The sequence below is a fragment of the Peribacillus faecalis genome (assembly GCF_014712675.1).
Taxonomy (GTDB): domain Bacteria; phylum Bacillota; class Bacilli; order Bacillales; family DSM-1321; genus Bacillus_AD; species Bacillus_AD faecalis.
The window spans coordinates 1-19,362 of sequence record NZ_JACXSI010000038.1; the positions used below are offsets into that span (position 1 = coordinate 1).

Below are 19,362 nucleotides of genomic sequence, written 5' to 3' on the forward strand. Positions count from 1 at the left end.
AAGATTGGGCATTTTTTGAAATCCACTTGTTTTCTCCTTACTTTTCTTCGCTACTTGCTTCGTTTAGTTTTTTTATTTTCACAGAAAAAACCGTCACCGGTCCTTTTTCATCATGAACAGGCTACTCAGATTTCACCTCGATGAAAAAGGAGCCATGCGAAAACCGAAAAGCGGAAGCGGCCTGTTCAGCCCCAGCATAAGACGAATCATGCAGGAAATTGATAAATTTCCGGAGTGATTTGGCTTATGACCTCGAGGGGCTGGCCGCTGCAGCTAGACATAGACTAAGTAGGACAGCGACTGAGAGCGCTACCGGTCCTTTTTTAGGCATTTAAAAAGTCAGTGAAAGACTTTTTAAATGCCTTTTTTTGTAGATAATTGCAGCAATAGTCGCTTTTTGTCGTTGAGTTCATATATAGAAAGGGTAAGCTGCAGGGTATAATAAAGTGATAGCATTTACTCGGCTCATAATTGTCCGCTATTCTATTTTTAAATGAAAGAGGGTGCATAAATATGAATTGGACAGCGATTGCGATCGTTTCATTCATATTTCTGATCCTGCTCGAAGTGGGTGTGCAATTTTTTATCAATTATGGACGTAAAAAAAGTGACAGTTTCATTAAGCTGAAAATTCGCGCTTATAAAGAACGCAAAGCGCAAAAAGAGAAGAGCGGCGGACTTCCGATGTAAGTTCCGTATCTCTTCTCTTAGCCTTGCTTATTCTATTTCAAATTGTTCAATCGGCCACCAAATATGATTGTCATGTTCTAATAATTCATCCGCTTTTTTCGGACCCATTGTTCCGGAAAAATAATTTGGGAAATCTTGCTCTCTTGTATTCTCCCAAACTTGTGAAATTCGATCAACATACTTCCAAGAAAGGGCTACTTCCTCCCAATGCGTAAAATTAGTCGCATCTCCGCGCATGCTGTCATAAATTAGTCTTTCATAGGCTTCAGGTGTATTCATTCCATTAATATTTCGATTGCTGAAGTGCAAATGAATCGGTTTTGTTTCTTCTTTTTGTCCGGATTTTTTTACATTCAGATGCAAAGTAACACCTTCATCCGGCTGGATATGAATCACAAGCAAATTTGGATTTAGCGTTTCTTTCGGCTGATAATATAAGTTCATCGGAATATCTTTGAACTGCACGACAATTTTAGTAGATTTTGTTGCCATTCTTTTGCCTGTTCGAATGTAAAAAGGAACTCCGGCCCAACGGAAATTATCAATCATAATTTTGCCGGCTACATACGTTTCTGTGTTAGAATCAGGCTGTACCATAGGTTCTTCTCGATATGGTGCCAGAAGATTTTTCTCGTCCCAGTCATATTGGCCGCGCACAAAGTTTTCAGGAATTTCTGTTTCTGAGTATTTTCTTAATGCACGCAGTACACGCACTTTTTCACTTCTGATTTCTTCTGTCGTTAAACTGATAGGCGGCTCCATCGCCAGAAGCGCAACCATTTGCAGCATATGATTTTGCACCATATCGCGCAAGGCGCCGCTCTTATCGTAATATCGTCCCCGTTCTTCTACTCCGAGTGTTTCGCTTGATGTGATTTGGATGTTTGAAATATATCGGTTATTCCAAAGCGGTTCAAAAATTGCGTTAGAAAAGCGGATAACCTCAATGTTTTGCACCATTTCTTTGCCTAAGTAATGGTCAATACGATAAATCTCTTCTTCTTCGAATGCTGTTCGAATCATCGCATTGAGCTTTTCGGCAGATTTATAGTCGCGTCCGAAAGGTTTTTCGATAACAACGCGCTTATAGCCTGTTGTATCAGTTAATCCCTCTGATTTAAGGAACTGCGTAATGGTACCGAAAAACTCTGGAGCCATCGCTAAATAAAATAATCGATTTCCGCCTAAGTCGTATGTTTCGTCCATCTGTTCAGCAAGCTGTTTTAATTCAGCATAAGATGCGGCATCGGAAACGTCATGAGAATGGTATTTGAAATGGGAGACGAATGGATTAAGATCGCATTCATTCACATGATTGATTTCAGATAGAATAGATTTTTTAATATTGTTCTGATATTGCTCATCAGTCAATTCACGTCTTGCCACCCCGACAACCGCAAACTGTTCAGCGATTTTTCCTTTTTTGTATAAACGATATAGAGATGGGTAGAGTTTGCGATTTGCTAAGTCCCCCGTTGCACCGAATAATATTAGTAGTGAAGCAGGTTTTTTGTTCATCACTAGTAGAACCTCATTTCGTGTTGTGGAAATTGGAAAAATAATGTTATACTCATAAATCAATTAGTATAACATTTATTATAACGCTTAATATGCAGAAAATAAATTATAGTGCAATAAGTTAGAGTGTTTTGTTTCTTGAGGTTGAGAAGTACATTATGAAAGTTAGCATCAATAGTGTAAAATGTAGTAATGAAATCAGTCTATTAAATGAAATAGCATGCTATTTTTGGAGAAGGGGTAGATATGATGTTTGGCGGTCTTCCAGAATGGTTTTTCATGTTAGCGATTATTTTTGTTATATTATTTGTCATTCTTGCTGAATGGTGGACGAGAAAATAAGGAGTAAGTTAAAGGAGGTTTCGCTATGGATTTTGTTTTTTTAGGCACAGGAGCAGGTGTGCCGGCGAAGGCTCGCAATGTGTCTTCTATTGTTTTGCAATTATTGGAGGAAAGAAAGACAATTTGGATGTTTGATTGCGGAGAAGCGACTCAACATCAAATATTAAAAACTGCGGTAAAACCTAGTAAAATTGAGAAAATATTTATTACCCATCTTCATGGTGATCATATATTTGGTCTGCCCGGTCTTTTGAGCAGCCGTTCTTTTCAAGGTGGAAAAGATGAACTGACTGTTTACGGTCCGAGGGGGATTAGGGAATACATACTGACATCTTTGGCGGTCAGCTGCACAAATCTTAAATATGAGCTGATTATTGAAGAAATAGATGAAGGCATTATATTTGAAGATGATACTTTTTATGTTGAGGCACGCAAGCTTGAGCATGGCATTGCAAGCTACGGATACCGCATTGTCGAAAAGGATCGCCCCGGAGAACTGCAAGTAGAGGCTTTGCTTCAGCTTGGAATTACACCGGGCCCGATTTTTAAACGAATTAAAGCCGGAGAAACGGTCGAACTTGCCGATGGAACAGTGCTAAACGGAAAAGAATTTGTAGGTGATCCAAAGAAAGGACGCATCATTACAATATTAGGGGATACCAGAAGCTGTGAAAACAGCAAAATTTTAGCCCGTGATTGTGATTATTTAGTGCATGAGGCAACGTTTGCGAGTGGCAACGAGGAAATGGCTTATGACTATTTTCATTCCACTACGACTCAAGCAGCCGGAACAGCTGTTGCGGCTCAGGCAAAACAGCTTATACTGACACACATCAGCTCCCGCTATATGAAAGAAGACACCGAATCGTTGCTGCAAGAGGCGACAGCCATTTTCCCGAATACAGTAATTGCCGAAGATTTAATGAGACTTAGCATAGAAAAAAGATAATTTAAAAAGGGCGTATCCCAAAAGTAAAAACTTTTCGGATATGCCCTTTACTTTGATATAAAAAGATCCGCGAAGGCATCTTCTTTGCCGTTGTTTTTCAATAAAATATTGTCATAGCTGTCTCTATTTTGTCTTTCAATGACATACAAAGCTTTCATTTGATTCTCTTCTTCAATTGCCGAGTTATAAGATACTATTATATTTTGGTTCTCAAAAGAAAATTCAATATTGGAATATGCTTTCTCTAGACCATTGAACAAAATATAGTATTTGTTTTCTTGAGAAAATGAAAAGGCAAATAAACCATTATCCGCTTCCTCTGTATCTAAAATAGTATTTTTAAAAACCGGATCTTCTATCGAGTTAATATCGATTTCTTTTACAACAATTTCATCACTGAGTGTTTCAGTTGATAAAGCCTCTGCCTGGTGTGATTGGACAATCTCAACAGCATTGACATCTTTTATAATTCTGAAAACGATGATGATGCTAAGCAATGAGATGATAATCAACAATTTCTTTTTCATTTGCTTCCTCTCCCTCGCCGCTTTGAATTCATTAGCTCTATTATAGCAAGATAAGGAGGAGGAAATAGTTTGTAAATAAGTCATTATTTTGAAAGTTATACTCGTTGTTTTATAAGCGTGCGATAAAGAGTGTATAGACTTCCGGCTCTAGCGCCCCAGCACCTAGTGCACTTTGAGCAAACTCCCATTGATAAGTCAACACTGAACAACTAGACACATTGAATCACTTGCGTTCTTCGTGTTTCCTATATCTTGGTCGGCGGCCTCCAGTTCATACGGTGCTAAACGGGGGCTTCCGCTTTTGGGTCACCAACCGCGTTCGTATTGGACAGGCGACGGTATGGATGTACGCAGTTCTTGGGCTGCTTGTCTTGGCCAATAAGGGTTTCGCAAAAGCTCTCTTGCGATAAAAATAAGATCGGCACGCCCATTTTGCAGTATTTCCTCGGCCTGTATGCCTGAAGTGATTAAGCCGACTGCGCCTGTAGCAATATCCGCTTCGTTTTTAATCGCATCACTGAAGGGCACTTGGTAGCCTGGATATACATGAATGGCAGCGGGTACGACAGCCCCTGAGCTGACATCTATTAAGTCGGTTCCATCTTGCTTTAACCATGAGGCAATTTGAATGTAATCATGAACAGACAGCCCTTCCGGATGGTAATCATTTGCCGATACGCGGACGAAAAGAGGACCATCCCAAACTGTTTTGACAGCGGCAATAATTTCTTTTAAGAATCGATAGTGATTTTCCAATGTGCCGCCGTATTTGTCGTTTCGTCTATTCGATAACGGGGAAAGAAATTCGTTTATTAAATAACCATGCGCCCCATGAAGCTCGATAATATCAAAACCGCTTACTTTGGCCCGCTGTGCGGCATCTCGGAAGGCGGTAATCGTTTCTTCAATTTGTGCCTCTGTCATTTCTTGAGGTACTTTACTTTTTTCGTTAAATGGTATTGAAGATGGAGCGATTACTTCGCCGGAAATATTCGCTTTTCTTCCTGCATGGGCGATTTGAATGGCTGCCTTTGCTCCATGCTCATGTATAAGAGATGTAAGCTGTTTGAGACCTTCAATATGTCTGTCATTCCATATGCCCAAATCTCTTTCGCTTATTCTTCCTTGTGGTGTGACCGCTGTTGCTTCAACCATGATTAAGGCTGTGCCGCCAATCGCCCGGCTTGCATAGTGGACTTTATGCCAATCGGTTACTTCACCATGTTCATTGGAGCTATACATGCACATCGGCGACATGACGATTCGGTTTTTTAACTCGACGTTTTTGATTGTATAAGGGGAAAACAGCTTTCTTTCCATTTTTTCATCTCCCTGTGGTTATGTATGATTCTACTTATTAGTGTAACGAATGGGTAAGTGTAATGAAAGAAAAGTGCATGTTAAATATTGTCACTGTCCATTTTTTTTCGGAAAACGAAAATGGCAATTAGTAATGCGGCAATTGCATAGCCGATTGCCCGCCATAAATCAGAAAAGATAAATAACAAAAAAGTTCTCTCACAAGCTTTATTGCTTACGAGAGAACCTGAATGGTTATATTATTTTGCTTCAGCAGTCAGTTTTTTTCCTAACTGTTTCGATTTTTCGGAAGCTGCAATAATGCAGTCCATAATTGCTTCATTGACTTTGTGTGCCTGCAATACTTGCAGGCCGGCTTCTGTTGTTCCACCCGGAGATGTGACCTCTTTTCTCAACGTCGCCGGTGATTTAGGAGATTGTTGCAGCATTTCAGCGGCTCCGCTTAAAGTCTGTACGATAAGTGCTTTTGCCGACGTTTGATCAAGGCCGATTTTTGCAGCTGCTTCTTCCATCGCTTCTACAAGGTAATAAATATAGGCCGGTCCGCTTCCTGATAGTCCTGTTACACTATCAAGCTGTGCCTCTTCTACAATAATAGCATTTCCAAATGTTTCTAGCAGCTCTTTCGCAGTCTTTATTTGACGCTCGGATGTATGGCTGTTCATGCTCATCGCTGTAGCAGATTTGCCGACTGCCGCTGAAGTATTAGGCATCGAACGAACAATCGGTATCGCTTCTCCGATGATATCTTCAATTGTATGTGTTGTGATGCCGGCTGCGACAGAAAGAATAAGCTTTTTTTTGTTTATAAATGGTTTGGCAGCACTTAACGCCTCAAAAATGTGCTGTGGCTTTACTGCTAAAACGATGATTGATGCGTCCTGAAGCAGCTGATGATAGTCAGTCGTTGCTCGGATGCCGTACTTGTCGACCATCTCCATCCTTCTTTCATGATTGTTTTTATTCATAATCGTGATTTGATCCGCTTGGACATAGTTATTAGCGATTATTCCTGAAATCATTGCTTCAGCCATTGAGCCGCAGCCGATAAATGCGATTTTTCTCATTTTGATTCCTCCATTAGATGAATTCGTAAGTATTAAAACAATAAAAGCCCATCCGTCATTGAAAGGACGAAAGGGCTTGCTTTTTTTTCGTGGTACCACCTTTGTTCATCTAAAATAGATGCACTTTGAAGTTCCTGTTATCGTAGGAGTACGGTCAGGTTTTCCTGACTGCTCATAAGGCAGGTTCAATAAGGCAGCGGACCGCGAAGTTTTCCAGCCTAAGAACTTCACTCTCTTTGGACATGCTTTATTTACTAATCTTAATCGGCGCATTTGCGTATTATTTTCTTTCGATTATGGATGAAAATTCTTCACTCTGTCAATAGTAAAAAAACACTTTTAAAACAATTTTTCGAAATAATGACATAATTGACTTTTAGTAGTAAACTAATGTATATAATGAATGATCATTCATAAACTTAATGATGAAGTGGGTGAGACGATGATCAATGTTGGTAAGAAGATTTCGGCAATTCCGATTCCGACTCCGTTTCCTGTAGGGGATGTGAATGCTTATGTCATTAAAGGAGACGCGTTGACATTAATTGATGCCGGAATTAAAACAGAAGAAGCGAAGCAAGCATTAATAGCCGGACTAAATGATTTACATTTGCGTTTGGATGATATTGAACAAATCGTCATTACGCACCATCATGTTGACCATGTTGGAGGAATTGACTTTTTTGGAGAAGATGTCCCGGTAATTGGTCATGAATATAATAATCGCTGGATGGTGCCTAGTGATGAATTCATGAATCATTATAATCATTTCTTTAAAAAATTGGCGCTGGAAATGGGATTGCCGCCTGCTTTTGTCAATAAAGTTGATAAGATTGCAGGGGGAGAGGCATTCACTTGCAGCCGATCATTAACAAATACATTTAAAGAAGGCGATGAAGTCCCCGGATTGCCCGGCTGGGTTGTATATGAAACGCCGGGGCATGCGTTGGGGCATGTTGTATTGTTCCGAGAAAGTGACGGCTCATTGATTGGCGGTGATATGCTGCTTCAGCATGTTTCGCCTAATCCGATTATAGAGCCTCCGCTTCAAGATGGTGAAGAACGGCTAAAATCGCAGCTGCTTTTGAATGATTCTTTAATGAAAATAAAACAGTTGCCGATTTCTGCTGTTTATGCCGGCCACGGAGGCATCATTTTTGATCCTGATACTTTAATCGAGAAACGACTGGCATCACAGCATGGAAGAGCGATGCGCGTCAGAAGCATGCTTGAAGAAGAGCCTTCGACAGTTTTCCAAACTTGCCAAAAGCTATTTCCGAATATTTATAAAAAACAGCTTGGCTTAACATTATCGGAAACGCTTGCTCAATTTGATTATTTGCTTGAGAATGATTTAATTAAATGGGAGCATACAAAAGAAGGAATCATTTACTTCTCAAAATAATAATGTAAACGCCGAAAATGAGCATGAAAGCCCATTTCGGCGTTTTGTTTATAATCATCTGCCAAATAAGTGATGGACCGACTAATAATTGGTGCTATACTATTTATGAAATGGCACTGTTTTTTAAAATTCAATACATATTGTGCCGATAATAAACGAAATTATGGAGTTAACGATGAGAGAATTACAAAATAAAAATATCGTCATTACTGGAGCTTCGTCAGGAATCGGCGAGAAAATCGCGATGCTGACAGCCAAAAAAGGAGCAAGGCCGATTTTAATTGCGCGCTCCGTTGATAAATTGAACGTAATTAGTGAGCGCATTAAGGCGCAAACAGGAATTGACTGCCTTGTGCACTCTCTTGATGTTAGTGAGATTGAACAAGTGAAAACAGTGTTCAAGCAAATAATAGAAGAAGTCGGGCATATCGATGTGCTCCTTAATAATGCCGGCTTTGGCGTATTTGATACTTTGCAGGATGCTAACTATGAAGATTTGGAAAATATGTTTGCTGTCAATGTGATGGGAGTTATCGCCTGCACGAAAGAAGCGCTTCCTTCAATGCTGGAGCGAAATGCAGGTCATATCATTAATGTCGCATCACAAGCCGGAAAGCTGGCGACTCCGAAATCAAGCGGTTATGCAGCATCCAAGCATGCTGTTTTAGGATTTACAAACAGCATTCGTCTCGAACTGATGAATACAAATATTCGTGTATCTGCAGTTAATCCGGGACCGATTGAAACGAACTTTTTCGCGATAGCTGATAAATCGGGAACCTATGTGAAAAATGTCCAAAAGTATATGTTAAATCCGGATGAAGTGGCCGGGAAAATTGTGAAGTTGATGATTCATCCAAAACGCGAACTCAACTTGCCATGGTGGATGAATACAGGCAGTGTTCTGTATAACTTATTTCCATCCATTGCGGAGAAGTTGTTCGGCAACAAGTTCAATATGAAATAGTTTGACAGCTGATAATCAATAATCGACGATTTCCTTTTATTCGACGAATTAAAATAGGGGTGGAAGTAATGAGAAGCTTTTCGATGGTGTTTTCGTTCACCATTTTGTTTTTTCTGTTAGGGTGTGAGGAAAAACAAGATATTCACCATGGCGAGGCGGGATTTATTACACAGTTTGTCAGCAAGGACCAGGTGCTGATTGGCAATGTTATTTATAGCATCACCGGTGATACTAAAATTTCTTCATCTTCCGGGGAAAGCTTGGACAAAAGTGATTTGCAGCTAGGAATGAAGATTCAGCCCTATTATAATGGCTCTATGGCTGAGAGCTTTCCTGCTAAAGCGGAGGCCAGGTTACTTCGTGTGATGACAGATGATGAAAGTATGCGGGAAAGCGTGATGCTGATTAATGTACTCCAACAGTTGAAGCGAAGCGAGGAGGAGCATTTTATTGTCACAGAGGTTGAGCGCCAGGAGAATGCTTATATCATGTATATTATGAAAAGGTCGAATGTCGATATTGGTTTCACTTTGACAGTAGATGCGGAAACATATGAAATTTTACGTATGGAAGCATAGCATACGAAAGCTGTATGCAAACTACTGTAATGAATGATTGAAAGAGGTTTGGAAATGGAGAAGCAATTTCAATACGAGGTGATGAATATTTGCTTGCTCGCAGGCAAAATATTGCTTCAAAACGGTGCAGAAACATATCGCGTGGAAGATACAATGCTTAGGATCGCCGCAGCTTTTGGTATTACGAAATGTGATAGCTTTGTTATTCCTACCGGCATCATTTTTTCTATTGAAACAGGGAAGAGCGATCAAACGAAGCTTGTGCGCGTGTCTCATCGGACAACGGATTTACTGAAGGTAACGCAAGTGAATCGGGTTTCCCGCGATATTAACGAGGGCAAACTTACAACAGCTGATGCATATGCACTATTACAAGAGATTGAAGCAGCGCCTTTTTCGTTTTCCTTAAAGATACAGCTGCTGGCGGCGGCATTGGCAAGCGCTTGTTTTGTCATTATGTTTAACGGAAGCTGGCAAGATTTTTTGCCGGCGCTTGTGACGGGAGGGCTGGGATTTTTAAGCTTTTTAGCTATTCATTCGCTTGTATCAATTAAATTTGTGTCTGAATTTTTGGCGGCTGTGGTCATTGGTCTTGTTTCCTACCTTTTTGTCCGTTTAGGATTCGGTTATGAAATTGACAAAATTATTATCGGATCGGTCATGCCGCTTGTTCCCGGACTGTTGATTACGAATGCTGTCCGCGATTTAATGGCTGGACATTTAGTATCAAGTCTTTCTAAAGGAGCGGAGGCTTTTTTGACTGCTTTAGCGATCGGCAGCGGAATTGCCATCGTTTTTACAATCGTTTAAGGTGGCGAAAAGATGGATTATATAGCGCAATTTGTGACTAGTTTTATTGGGTCTGCTGCTTTTGGTATTATTTTTAACGTTCCGAGGGAATCAGTTTTTAAGTGCGGATTGGTAGGAGCCTTAGGGTGGATCTGTTATTTTGGATTATCAGAGATCGGGCTATCGATTATAGGTGCGACTGCCGCTGCCTCATCGTTAATAGCAATCATCAGCCAAACCTTCGCAAGGTTTTATAAAACCCCGATGATTATTTTTACTGTCGGCGGGATAATTCCGCTCGTACCGGGCGGAATGGCATATAATGCTATGAGGAATTTTGTTGAAAATAATTATAGTGAAGCAATCACCTTAGCGGCCAAAGCATTCCTTATATCCGGCAGCATTGCGATCGGGCTCGTTTTTTCTGAAGTGCTGTATCAGTTGTTTATGAAGCTTTGGTCTAAAAAAAATATGTTTAAAAAAGCAGCTGATAACTGAGTCAGCTGCTTTTTCTTTGTTAATATTTGTTTATACAATTTTGCATTGTGATAAAATTATTAAAAATATTAAAGGGGGATTTGCTTTGACGCGGAGGAGGAGAAGAAGAAGGCGGTTTGTATCCTCATTGGTGCTTCCTATTATCGCTTTAGTGGCATTTATGAGTATTGTGATTGTATTCTTATGGAATAAAGAATCGGTGCCGGTGCAAGAGAAAACGGCTGCTGTTAAGGAAGAACCATCTGCTGAAACGACTAAGCTGAAAGCGGAGCCAGAGAAAGTAAATAAGGTGACGAAAACGGCTATTACAATAAGCGCAGCTGGCGATTTTACAATAGGGTCAGATTTAGGATACGGCTATCAAGGGTCGTTTGTTGAAGAGGCTACCAAAAATGGTCTATCTCATTTTGTAAAAGGATTAAATAATATTTTCATAGAAGATGATTTTTCTATGGTGAATTTAGAGACGCCACTTACGGATGCGACTGTAGCAGCGGACAAGCAATTCAGGTTTAAGGGTGCCCCTTCGTATGCCGGTATTTTAGAGATGGCAGGAATTGAATCGGTCAATATAGCCAATAATCATACTTTCGATTATTTGCAAAAAGGCTATGACGATACAATTGCAACACTAGAAAACTATAAAATCGGTTATTTCGGCGATCCGCATAAATACATTGCGACTGTTAAGGCTATAAAAATAGGGGTATTAGGCTATAAGGGTTGGAATGACACGGCTGAGCTGCGCGAGAAAGTGCAAAAGGATATTGCTGATTTGCGTGATCAAGGAGCGCAAATTGTTATTGTTCACTATCATTGGGGAATAGAACGGGAATACGTTCCGCTAGCGTCTCAGCAAACATTGGCAAAGTACACTATTGATAGCGGAGCGGACCTTATTCTTGGGCATCATCCGCATGTCGTGCAAGGTATTGAAGAATATAAAGGCAAGCTTATCGTATACAGTCTGGGAAACTTTATGTTTGGCGGAAATAGAAATCCGAGTGATAAGGATACTTTTGTTTTTCAGCAAACATTCTATTTGGAAGATGGGGTTTTAACGGATGAAAAAGCAATTAAAGTCGTTCCATTTTCAATTTCATCAGTTACGCATAGGAATGATTATCAGCCAACCCTTTTAACAGGGGCGGAGGCTGAACGAGTCAAAAATAAAATAATTGAAGCCTCCAATAAAATAAACGGATTGGATTGGCTTGTTTATGAGATAAACGATACTGTGAGTAATTAGCAAAAGTGAAAGCGCGCATGATTTCGGCGCGCTGTTTGACTTTATGCCATTTTGAACTCAGGCAGCTGTCCAACCTTACACCTGCCATGCTTGGTCCTAAGCTGCCTCCCCCAAGAAACCAAAGGCGGGTTTCTCGTGTGATTCATCTTAGTCCTGCCGCATGACTCCTTTTTCATTGAAGTAAATTCATGAGGTATATTCAAAAATGAAAAAGGAACGGTGCCGGTTTTTCCTATTTACATCCCTACCCAGACGCTTTTTACTTCTGTGTAATTGTTCAATGCATAGGAGCCCATTTCTCTTCCGATTCCCGATTGCTTATAGCCTCCGAATGGCGAAGCTGCATCGAATGCATTGTAGCAGTTGATCCAAACAGTTCCGGCGCGCAACTTGCCGGCGATATAATGCGCTTTCGAGATGTTTTCTGTCCATAGGCCGGCAGCCAGTCCGTATTCTGTATTATTGGCACGTTCGATAATTTCATCCAAATCATCAAAAGGCATAGCGGCGATGACAGGTCCGAAAATCTCTTCACGGGCAATTGTCATTTCGTCATTTACAGCGCTGAAAATTGTTGGCTCGACAAAATAACCTTGATCCTTAGCTGAGCCGCCTGTTAATACTTCTGCTCCTTCTGCCAGCCCTTTTTCGATATAATTCATGACCCGCTGTTGCTGTTTGCTCGAAACAAGCGGTCCGATTTGCGTTTCCGGATCCAAGCCGGCTCCTTGTTTAATTGATTTAGCATGTGAGACCATATCGGCAACGACATTATCATACAGTTTTTTCTGAATGAAAACGCGTGAACCTGCACAGCAAACTTGGCCTTGGTTGAACATAACACCTTTTAATGCGCCGGGGATTGCTTTAGATAAATCAGCATCCGGCAAGATGATGTTCGGTGATTTCCCGCCGAGCTCCAGTGTTACCCGCTTTAATGTTTTAGAAGCGGAAGCCATGATTGACTTTCCGACAGCAGTTGAGCCGGTAAATGCAATTTTATCTACCTGAGGATGGTCAACGAGCGGCTGTCCTGCTGTCGGGCCAAATCCTGGAACGATATTGACTACACCTGCAGGGAATCCGGCTTTTTCAATTAATTCTGCTAAATAAAGTGCGGATAATGGTGTTTGCTCTGCCGGTTTCAGTACAATTGTACAACCGGTAGCCAGAGCTGCCCCAAGCTTCCACATTGCCATAAGAAGAGGGAAGTTCCACGGAATGATTTGGCCGACGACGCCGACTGCTTCATGTCTCGTGTAGTTAAAATAGTTGCCGCTAACAGGGATGGTTTGCCCAGTAATTTTAGTAGCCCAGCCGGCATAATATCGAATATGTTCAATTGCCAGCGGAACATCTGCATAAGTTGTTTCTTTGATTGGCTTGCCGTTATCCAATGTTTCGAGTTGTGCGAGCGCATCTTTATTCTCTTCCATTAAGTCAGCCAGTTTATACATTAGTCGGCTTCGCTGCGCGGCGCTCATTTTCGACCATGGTCCGTTGTCAAATGCAGCTCTTGCTGCCTTGACGGCTAAGTCGATGTCTGCAGCTTCTGCTTCATATACTTCAGCTAACACTTCTCCGGTGGCCGGATTAGGCGTCGAAAAAGTTTTTTGAGATACACTTTCTACAAATTTACCGTTAATATATAGCTTCTTTGGACCTTTCAGAAATTCTTGGATGTCTTTTCTCACTTCTAAAATAGCTTGAGCCATCTGAATCCCTCCATCAAGATTATCAATTAGCGTAATGATATTGAGGTGGTATAATTTGCAAGCGTTTCCATTACTCTATCTCAAATAATAGTATATAGAGTTGGGCGTTTCAACGATAATCATTCTCGTTTTTATTGTGTAATTCGACAGCTTTTCCAATGCATTGTCGTATCTTTTCTATTATTGTTATGTTACTATTTTGTAAGTTTGAATTTTTTGGTTTTTAACATAAAATGGAGAGATTGGGAGAGAACTATTACTATGGAACAAGCAGAAAAACTGTGGACCAAATCTTATATAATGTTGATCTTAGGCAATTTATTCACATTCATGTCATTTCAAATGCTGATTCCTACTTTACCGCCTTATATTAAATCAATCGGCGGTTCTGTTTTGGAAGTGGGGCTAATTACAGCTCTTTTTTCTTTAGGAGCTATTTTTATACGTCCTTTTATCGGCTTTCTTCTAGCGTTTAAGGCCCGCAAGATGCTCGTTCTGATTGGAGCGGCTGCACTCTTGCTCATTACACTTTTTTATCCTTTGACAAATGTGATTGTCATATTGCTCGCCTTCCGTTTAATACACGGCATTGCTTGGGGATGGTCGACGACTGCTAACGGTACGGCTGCTGTCGACTTAATTCCGAATTCCCGTCTGGGGGAAGGTACTGGCTATTATGGTTTGTCGATAACGCTTGGGATGATTATTGCCCCCAGCTTAGGATTGATTTTATATGAGCGTGCTTCTTTTGACACGCTAGTGTATGTATCGGCATTTTTAGGGGTAATTGCGCTAGTGTTATTAAGCTTCGTTTCCTATCAAATGCCAGCCGATGTAAAAAAAGCGAAGCGGGAGGAAATGCAATTTTCATATGTTCATACATTAATTGAAAAAGCTTGCTGGTTCCCGGCGCTACTAACATTACTGGTGGCTTTCGGCTACGGTTCGATTGTTTCTTTTATCGTGATTTTCAGCAATGAGAGGGGCATTGAAAATATCTTTCTGTTTTACTTAGTGAATGCCGTTTTCGCGACATTATCCCGTCCGATTACAGGGAAAATGTTTGATCGAAGCGGTCCGCGTAAAATCGTGATTTTTTGCTCGTTGTTGACTTTCGCTTCGTTATGGGTACTTTCATTTTCGTATAGCAGCCTTCATGTCGCTATTGCGGGCATGCTGCTTGGAATCGGCTATGGCTCGATTCTTCCTGTATTGCAATCATGGTCTCTGTCTATTACAGAACCGAGCAGAAGAGGAATTGCTAATGCAATGAGTTTTTCAGCAATCGACCTTGGAATTGGGTTGAGTGGAATCATATTCGGGGTATTGGCCGCTTACTTTGAAATTTCAAGCATCTTCCAAATATCAAGTTTCTTTATTTTGCTGGTGACCGTTCTTGTTTTGTTCAGTCCAAAAGCTCAGCATGTGAAAAAGAAGCAACAAAGGGCTTCTTAATGATTTTTTGAAGTAACAATGTTATAAATAGTATAGTATGCTTTAGCTGTCCGGTTAAAGCAAAGTGGATATCGAACATGGAGAAGGAGCTTTTAAAAATGATTAGAAAGGCAACTAGAGATGATCGTGCGCAGGCAGCAGTTCTTATTTATGATGCCATTCATGATATTGCTAATGCACTGACCGGTGAAACGGAAGATCCAAAAGTCTTGCAACAACTCGAGGCATTTTATTGCCAAGAGATGAATCGATTGAGCTATCATAATTGCTTGGTTAAAAGTGTGGATAATCAGGCAGTCGGCATTGTAATTGCTTATCACGGCAAGGACGCACAGCAATTGGACGAGCCGATTGTGGAGCACTTGAAAGGCAAAAATTCAGGCTGTGAGCCGGTAATTGATCAAGAAGCGGATGAAGATGATTTTTATATTGATACGGTCAGCGTGAATCCTCAATTTAGCGGGCGAGGCTTTGGAACGGAGCTTTTGAATGCTGCTGTTGATTGGGCATGTCAATTAGGATATTCAACTGTTTCATTGAACGTGGAGGAAAATAACTTTAACGCTCGTCGTTTGTATGAGAGACTCGGGTTCGAGTATGAAAAAGAAATCATGATTAACAATCATGTATATGCATATTTAGTGAAGCGGATTTAATAGTTGGCCGGCTCAGGGAATTTCCTGGGCTGGCTTTTTTGTTTGGAGGAAAGTGAAAAAGGACCGGTGTCGGTTTTTCTGGCTGTCTAACCTTACACCTGCCATGCTCGGTCCTAAGCTGCCTCCCCCAAGAAACCAAAACCGGGTTTCTTGTGTGATTCATCTTAGTCCTCCCGCATGTCTCCTTTTTCATTGAAGTGAGTCTAGGAGGCGGATTCAAAAATGAAAAAGGACCGGTAACGGTTTTTCTAATAAAACCCTATTGAATGAGAACGTATATTCGGTTATGATTGAGGAACAATAAATACGAACGGATGTTCTTTTGGAGGGAGTTTTATGGATTATAGCAATTTGCCTCATCAACATATATTGTGTGTCGATATGAAAAGCTTTTATGCAAGCTGTTCAGCAGTGATGCAAGGGCTTGATCCGCTTAACTGTTATTTGGCTGTTGTAGGCGATAAGGATCGCCAAGGCAGCATCGTTTTGGCAGCATCGCCTTTAATGAAATCGGAATTTGGCGTTAAAACAGGCACGCGTATGTTTGAAATTCCAAAGGATGAACGAATTATTTTAGAGGAGCCGAAGATGGCGACATATTTACGTATTTCAACAGAGATTACCCGCGTGTTTCATCGCTATGTCCCGAAAGAGGATATTCACACATACAGCGTCGATGAAAGTTTTTTGCGCGTTGATGGCGTGCTTTCTTTATGGGGAAGTGCCGAGAAAATAGCAGAGAAAATCCGCAGTGATATTGAAAGGGAATTTCAGCTTCCTTGCGCCATCGGTATTGGACCGAATATGCTGCTCGCTAAGCTGTGTCTTGATTTGGAGGCGAAGAAGAAAGGTATTGCGACATGGACATATGAAGATGTGAAAACGAAGCTATGGCCGATTTCGCCATTGAGCAAAATGTGGGGAATCGGCAGACGAGTCGAGAAAACATTGAACAGCATGGGGATTTTTACGGTTGGTCATTTAGCTAATCATAGCTTGAAGCTGCTTGAAAAAAAGTTTGGTGTGATGGGAAATCAGTTGTATTATCATGCCTGGGGTGTGGATTTATCCGAAATCGGCGCACCGATGATGGAAGGTCAAATCAGTTTTAGTAAAGGACAAATTTTGCTTCGTGATTATAAGGAAGAGCATGAAATTAAACAAGTAATGCTGGAAATATGCGAGGAAGTCGCACGAAGAGCCAGGGCGCACCGTAAGGCCGGAAGAACAGTCAGTCTTGGCATCGGCTACAGCAAGGATGAATGGGGAGGAGGTTTTTTGCGTTCCCGTTCAATTGAATCGCCGACCAACATTACGATGGATATTTATGAACTATGCTTGCAGCTTTTTCAGGAGAATTACGAGGGTAAAACTGTGCGGCAAATTACAGTGGCACTTTCAAATATTGAAGAGGATGATTGTATGCAGCTCACATTATTTGAACCGGACCGCTGGAAGAAAAGAGAACTCGGATATACGGTCGACCGTATTCGCGGACGTTTTGGCTCTAAGTCTCTGCTTCGAGCTGTTTCCTATACGGAAGCTGGAACAGCGGTTTACAGAAGTAAACTGGTCGGCGGACATAAAGCATAAAGGAGGAGAAAGAGATGATCAAGGACCGCGGAAAAATAAAATGGGTATCAATGATGTTGCCTGAGCATGTGCAAATGCTGAGAGAATGGGCAGAGGAGGATGCTAATGAAGAGAGGATTTTTTTGGATGAACAGCAAGTGGAAGAAATTAATCATACGATAGCAGAAGCGATGGAACATCAGTTGCTTGTTGCGATATCTTATTATGATCAGAAACGCTATCATGTAATGGTTGGGCATATTCATTATTTTGATGAATGGAAGCGTCAGCTGAATATCATCGACCGGTTCGAGGAGGTCCATTATATAAAGCTTGAGGATGTAATGGATGTAAGATTTGCGTAAATAGAGCAGGATCGCCAAAACGACCTGCTCTACTGATGATTATTCTTTCGGAGCGCGAACGACAGATTGGAATTGTCCTTTATGCTTGCCGTCGCAAAATGGCTTATTCTCAGATAGGCCGCAGCGGCATAATGAAAAAGACGGTTTTGTTTGAAAAACATTTCCTTCTGCATCAATCAGTTCTACTTCACCTGTAATACGGAGTGAACCATTGTCGTTTACTTTAATTTGTACTTTAGACATAAAGCAATCTCCTTTCAACTGTCCTTACTAACATCGTATATTTAAAAGACTTAATTTTCAATTTATTATGCTTATCAAATCAATTATATGTCTTTAAAAAATCATCAATTGCTTGCTCGTATTCTTGCGGATTTTCGTTATACGATTGGGCGTGCGCGCCGTTTTTTGCAATGAACAGCTGCTTGGGAGCGATTGAAGCTTCAAATAATTGTTTTGTCATCGTTGCCGGAATGAAGGGGTCATGTTCACTGTGAATGAAAAGAATCGGCTTACGGATATTTTTGATTACGGAAAGCGGGGACACATCCTTAATGCGGTAGCCTTCGCGCACTTTAAGGAAGAGACCGCCAATTGAGATAATCATCCATGCCGGTATGTGCATATCTTTTTTGATGCGATAGCTTAATTGATTGCGAAATGTAGAAAAAGGACAATCAACAATATAAAAGGCTGCATCATCGCGAATCGAACCGGCATACAAAAGGGCAGTAGCAGCGCCCATCGATTCACCGTGAATACCGAATGAGACGTCTTCTCCTTCCCGTATTTTCAATTCATTAATGACAGCTTCTAAATCATATTTTTCATAATAACCGTAGCTGCTCGTTTTCCCTCCTGATTGACCATGTCGTCGATGGTCGTAAATAACAGCATTAAAGCCCCTTTTAAGAAAGATATTCATATATTTAATGGAATTCATTTTATTTTCAGTAATGCCATGGCAAAAAATCATCCATTGCTTCGTATTATTCGGCTGAACAAATAAACAATCGAGCGAATAGCCGTACGGGGATTTTACAGAGACAGATGTTTTGGGCAAAGCCTCAAAGTCTTCTATGACTAAGCGCTTTGCTTTAATTTCCCGTTCTTTAATAAAAGAATCTTTTTTTCTTTTCATGAACATAAGTGTGTTCGTGAAGTATGTTCCAATGCTGAAAACAGTAATAATAAAAATCAACAATGCGCGGAGCCCTTTTTTCATAGCGGACACCTCCAACGATTATTAAAATATAAATTCTTATTATAATTGTATCATAACAGAATCAGTAAACGAATGAATGGCATCATGCTATAATATGAATACTGCAAGGAGGAGTAAGTATGAAAAAGAGAAAACCACAACAAAAACAAAAGTCCGTAAAACAAGAGGAATCTTTAACGCTTTCTCATATGCTCAATCCGGATTTAGTCAATCAGCTGAAAAATAAACAAAAAGAATTAGAGCAACAGCAGCAAAAGCAAAAGGAATTAGAAGAAAAACAAAGAGCGGAAGCGCGCAGAAAAGCCGAAAAAAATAAATCGTTTGCTGAGCTGTTAAGCGAAGACACGAAAGATTGGCGTAACTTTAAATAAAGAAGGAAGCGGAACGTTAGTGCATAAACTAAGTTCCGCTTTTGTTATGTTTTAAGGAATATAAAAACCTACATTAATATCTAAGAGAAGTGTGAATCGACGTC

The 19,362-nt window shown here is 40.7% G+C and carries 20 protein-coding genes; 13 read left to right on the plus strand and 7 right to left on the minus strand.

What is annotated here, in order from left to right; genetic code table 11:
• The first annotated feature begins 513 nt into the window (after positions 1-513).
• Positions 514-690 carry a hypothetical protein gene (locus IEO70_RS14570; RefSeq protein ID WP_190999107.1) on the plus strand — a complete coding sequence of 59 codons (177 nt, stop codon included), beginning with the start codon at positions 514-516 and terminating at the stop codon, positions 688-690.
• A gap of 27 nt (positions 691-717) precedes the next feature.
• On the opposite strand, the gene zwf is transcribed toward IEO70_RS14570, so the two are convergent.
• Entirely contained in the window at positions 718-2,208 is a 1,491-nt protein-coding gene (zwf, locus tag IEO70_RS14575) for a glucose-6-phosphate dehydrogenase (protein WP_190999136.1), read from the minus strand.
• A 367-nt stretch (positions 2,209-2,575) separates the two neighbouring features.
• Here zwf and rnz point away from each other — a divergent pair, with 367 nt between their 5' ends.
• A complete protein-coding gene (rnz, locus tag IEO70_RS14580) occupies positions 2,576-3,499 on the plus strand; it encodes a ribonuclease Z (RefSeq protein ID WP_190999108.1) in 924 nt (307 codons plus the stop codon).
• A 47-nt stretch (positions 3,500-3,546) separates the two neighbouring features.
• Here the strand turns inward: rnz and IEO70_RS14585 are convergent, their stop codons facing one another.
• The 3 genes from IEO70_RS14585 to proC form a co-directional block, all read right to left on the minus strand.
• Positions 3,547-4,026, minus strand: coding sequence for a hypothetical protein (locus IEO70_RS14585; RefSeq protein ID WP_190999109.1), 480 nt, complete (start codon positions 4,024-4,026; stop codon positions 3,547-3,549).
• Between the two features lie 306 nt (positions 4,027-4,332).
• On the minus strand, positions 4,333-5,346 hold the full coding sequence (gene namA, locus IEO70_RS14590; protein WP_190999110.1) for an NADPH dehydrogenase NamA: 1,014 nt from the start codon (positions 5,344-5,346) through the stop codon (positions 4,333-4,335).
• A 239-nt stretch (positions 5,347-5,585) separates the two neighbouring features.
• Complete coding sequence (proC, locus tag IEO70_RS14595; RefSeq protein WP_190999137.1) at positions 5,586-6,419, minus strand: pyrroline-5-carboxylate reductase; 834 nt, start codon at positions 6,417-6,419, stop codon at positions 5,586-5,588.
• A 436-nt stretch (positions 6,420-6,855) separates the two neighbouring features.
• On the opposite strand from proC, the gene IEO70_RS14600 reads away from it, so the two are divergent.
• The 6 genes from IEO70_RS14600 to IEO70_RS14625 all read left to right on the plus strand — a co-directional run bounded on the left by IEO70_RS14600 (position 6,856) and on the right by IEO70_RS14625 (position 11,899).
• A complete protein-coding gene (locus IEO70_RS14600; protein ID WP_190999111.1) occupies positions 6,856-7,818 on the plus strand; it encodes an MBL fold metallo-hydrolase in 963 nt (320 codons plus the stop codon).
• A 175-nt stretch (positions 7,819-7,993) separates the two neighbouring features.
• Positions 7,994-8,785, plus strand: coding sequence for an SDR family NAD(P)-dependent oxidoreductase (locus IEO70_RS14605; protein ID WP_190999112.1), 792 nt, complete (start codon positions 7,994-7,996; stop codon positions 8,783-8,785).
• 68 nt (positions 8,786-8,853) lie between these two features.
• On the plus strand, positions 8,854-9,363 hold the full coding sequence (locus IEO70_RS14610; protein ID WP_190999113.1) for a hypothetical protein: 510 nt from the start codon (positions 8,854-8,856) through the stop codon (positions 9,361-9,363).
• A gap of 54 nt (positions 9,364-9,417) precedes the next feature.
• Positions 9,418-10,173 carry a threonine/serine exporter family protein gene (locus IEO70_RS14615; protein ID WP_190999114.1) on the plus strand — a complete coding sequence of 252 codons (756 nt, stop codon included), beginning with the start codon at positions 9,418-9,420 and terminating at the stop codon, positions 10,171-10,173.
• A 12-nt stretch (positions 10,174-10,185) separates the two neighbouring features.
• Positions 10,186-10,650, plus strand: coding sequence for a threonine/serine exporter family protein (locus IEO70_RS14620; protein ID WP_190999115.1), 465 nt, complete (start codon positions 10,186-10,188; stop codon positions 10,648-10,650).
• A gap of 160 nt (positions 10,651-10,810) precedes the next feature.
• Positions 10,811-11,899 carry a CapA family protein gene (locus IEO70_RS14625; RefSeq protein ID WP_190999138.1) on the plus strand — a complete coding sequence of 363 codons (1,089 nt, stop codon included), beginning with the start codon at positions 10,811-10,813 and terminating at the stop codon, positions 11,897-11,899.
• A 236-nt stretch (positions 11,900-12,135) separates the two neighbouring features.
• Here the strand turns inward: IEO70_RS14625 and IEO70_RS14630 are convergent, their stop codons facing one another.
• Positions 12,136-13,614 carry an aldehyde dehydrogenase family protein gene (locus IEO70_RS14630; protein WP_190999116.1) on the minus strand — a complete coding sequence of 493 codons (1,479 nt, stop codon included), beginning with the start codon at positions 13,612-13,614 and terminating at the stop codon, positions 12,136-12,138.
• Positions 13,615-13,875: 261 nt separating this feature from the next.
• On the opposite strand from IEO70_RS14630, the gene IEO70_RS14635 reads away from it, so the two are divergent.
• The 4 genes from IEO70_RS14635 (at position 13,876) to IEO70_RS14650 (ending at position 17,662) form a co-directional block, all read left to right on the plus strand.
• The gene (locus IEO70_RS14635) at positions 13,876-15,069 is read left to right on the plus strand and encodes an MFS transporter (RefSeq protein WP_190999117.1); all 1,194 of its coding nucleotides are present in this window, start codon (positions 13,876-13,878) and stop codon (positions 15,067-15,069) included.
• A 98-nt stretch (positions 15,070-15,167) separates the two neighbouring features.
• Positions 15,168-15,725 (plus strand): GNAT family N-acetyltransferase, encoded by a 558-nt coding sequence (locus IEO70_RS14640; RefSeq protein ID WP_190999118.1) that lies wholly within the window; start codon positions 15,168-15,170, stop codon positions 15,723-15,725.
• A gap of 336 nt (positions 15,726-16,061) precedes the next feature.
• Complete coding sequence (locus tag IEO70_RS14645; RefSeq protein WP_190999119.1) at positions 16,062-17,318, plus strand: Y-family DNA polymerase; 1,257 nt, start codon at positions 16,062-16,064, stop codon at positions 17,316-17,318.
• Between the two features lie 14 nt (positions 17,319-17,332).
• Positions 17,333-17,662: a YolD-like family protein gene (locus tag IEO70_RS14650; RefSeq protein ID WP_190999120.1), complete on the plus strand. Its 330-nt coding sequence runs from the start codon at positions 17,333-17,335 to the stop codon at positions 17,660-17,662.
• 39 nt (positions 17,663-17,701) lie between these two features.
• On the opposite strand, the gene IEO70_RS14655 is transcribed toward IEO70_RS14650, so the two are convergent.
• Both IEO70_RS14655 and IEO70_RS14660 read right to left on the minus strand, forming a co-directional pair.
• Positions 17,702-17,905, minus strand: a complete 204-nt coding sequence (locus IEO70_RS14655; protein ID WP_190999121.1) for a CDGSH iron-sulfur domain-containing protein — start codon at positions 17,903-17,905, stop codon at positions 17,702-17,704.
• 79 nt (positions 17,906-17,984) lie between these two features.
• A complete protein-coding gene (locus IEO70_RS14660) occupies positions 17,985-18,887 on the minus strand; it encodes an alpha/beta hydrolase (RefSeq protein WP_190999122.1) in 903 nt (300 codons plus the stop codon).
• 119 nt (positions 18,888-19,006) lie between these two features.
• Here IEO70_RS14660 and IEO70_RS14665 point away from each other — a divergent pair, with 119 nt between their 5' ends.
• On the plus strand, positions 19,007-19,258 hold the full coding sequence (locus tag IEO70_RS14665) for a YqkE family protein (protein ID WP_190999123.1): 252 nt from the start codon (positions 19,007-19,009) through the stop codon (positions 19,256-19,258).
• The last annotated feature ends 104 nt before the right edge of the window (positions 19,259-19,362 follow it).

Bases quoted from the DNA above. Each gene is read 5' to 3' on its own strand.
- IEO70_RS14570 (WP_190999107.1), top strand. From the start codon at position 514: ATGAATTGGACAGCGATTGCGATCGTTTCATTCATATTTCTGATCCTG.
- zwf (WP_190999136.1), bottom strand. From the start codon at position 2,208: ATGAACAAAAAACCTGCTTCACTACTAATATTATTCGGTGCAACGGGG.
- rnz (WP_190999108.1), top strand. From the start codon at position 2,576: ATGGATTTTGTTTTTTTAGGCACAGGAGCAGGTGTGCCGGCGAAGGCT.
- IEO70_RS14585 (WP_190999109.1), bottom strand. From the start codon at position 4,026: ATGAAAAAGAAATTGTTGATTATCATCTCATTGCTTAGCATCATCATC.
- namA (WP_190999110.1), bottom strand. From the start codon at position 5,346: ATGGAAAGAAAGCTGTTTTCCCCTTATACAATCAAAAACGTCGAGTTA.
- IEO70_RS14600 (WP_190999111.1), top strand. From the start codon at position 6,856: ATGATCAATGTTGGTAAGAAGATTTCGGCAATTCCGATTCCGACTCCG.
- IEO70_RS14605 (WP_190999112.1), top strand. From the start codon at position 7,994: ATGAGAGAATTACAAAATAAAAATATCGTCATTACTGGAGCTTCGTCA.
- IEO70_RS14610 (WP_190999113.1), top strand. From the start codon at position 8,854: ATGAGAAGCTTTTCGATGGTGTTTTCGTTCACCATTTTGTTTTTTCTG.
- IEO70_RS14615 (WP_190999114.1), top strand. From the start codon at position 9,418: ATGGAGAAGCAATTTCAATACGAGGTGATGAATATTTGCTTGCTCGCA.
- IEO70_RS14620 (WP_190999115.1), top strand. From the start codon at position 10,186: ATGGATTATATAGCGCAATTTGTGACTAGTTTTATTGGGTCTGCTGCT.
- IEO70_RS14625 (WP_190999138.1), top strand. From the start codon at position 10,811: ATGAGTATTGTGATTGTATTCTTATGGAATAAAGAATCGGTGCCGGTG.
- IEO70_RS14630 (WP_190999116.1), bottom strand. From the start codon at position 13,614: ATGGCTCAAGCTATTTTAGAAGTGAGAAAAGACATCCAAGAATTTCTG.
- IEO70_RS14635 (WP_190999117.1), top strand. From the start codon at position 13,876: ATGGAACAAGCAGAAAAACTGTGGACCAAATCTTATATAATGTTGATC.
- IEO70_RS14640 (WP_190999118.1), top strand. From the start codon at position 15,168: ATGATTAGAAAGGCAACTAGAGATGATCGTGCGCAGGCAGCAGTTCTT.
- IEO70_RS14645 (WP_190999119.1), top strand. From the start codon at position 16,062: ATGGATTATAGCAATTTGCCTCATCAACATATATTGTGTGTCGATATG.
- IEO70_RS14650 (WP_190999120.1), top strand. From the start codon at position 17,333: ATGATCAAGGACCGCGGAAAAATAAAATGGGTATCAATGATGTTGCCT.
- IEO70_RS14655 (WP_190999121.1), bottom strand. From the start codon at position 17,905: ATGTCTAAAGTACAAATTAAAGTAAACGACAATGGTTCACTCCGTATT.
- IEO70_RS14660 (WP_190999122.1), bottom strand. From the start codon at position 18,887: ATGAAAAAAGGGCTCCGCGCATTGTTGATTTTTATTATTACTGTTTTC.
- IEO70_RS14665 (WP_190999123.1), top strand. From the start codon at position 19,007: ATGAAAAAGAGAAAACCACAACAAAAACAAAAGTCCGTAAAACAAGAG.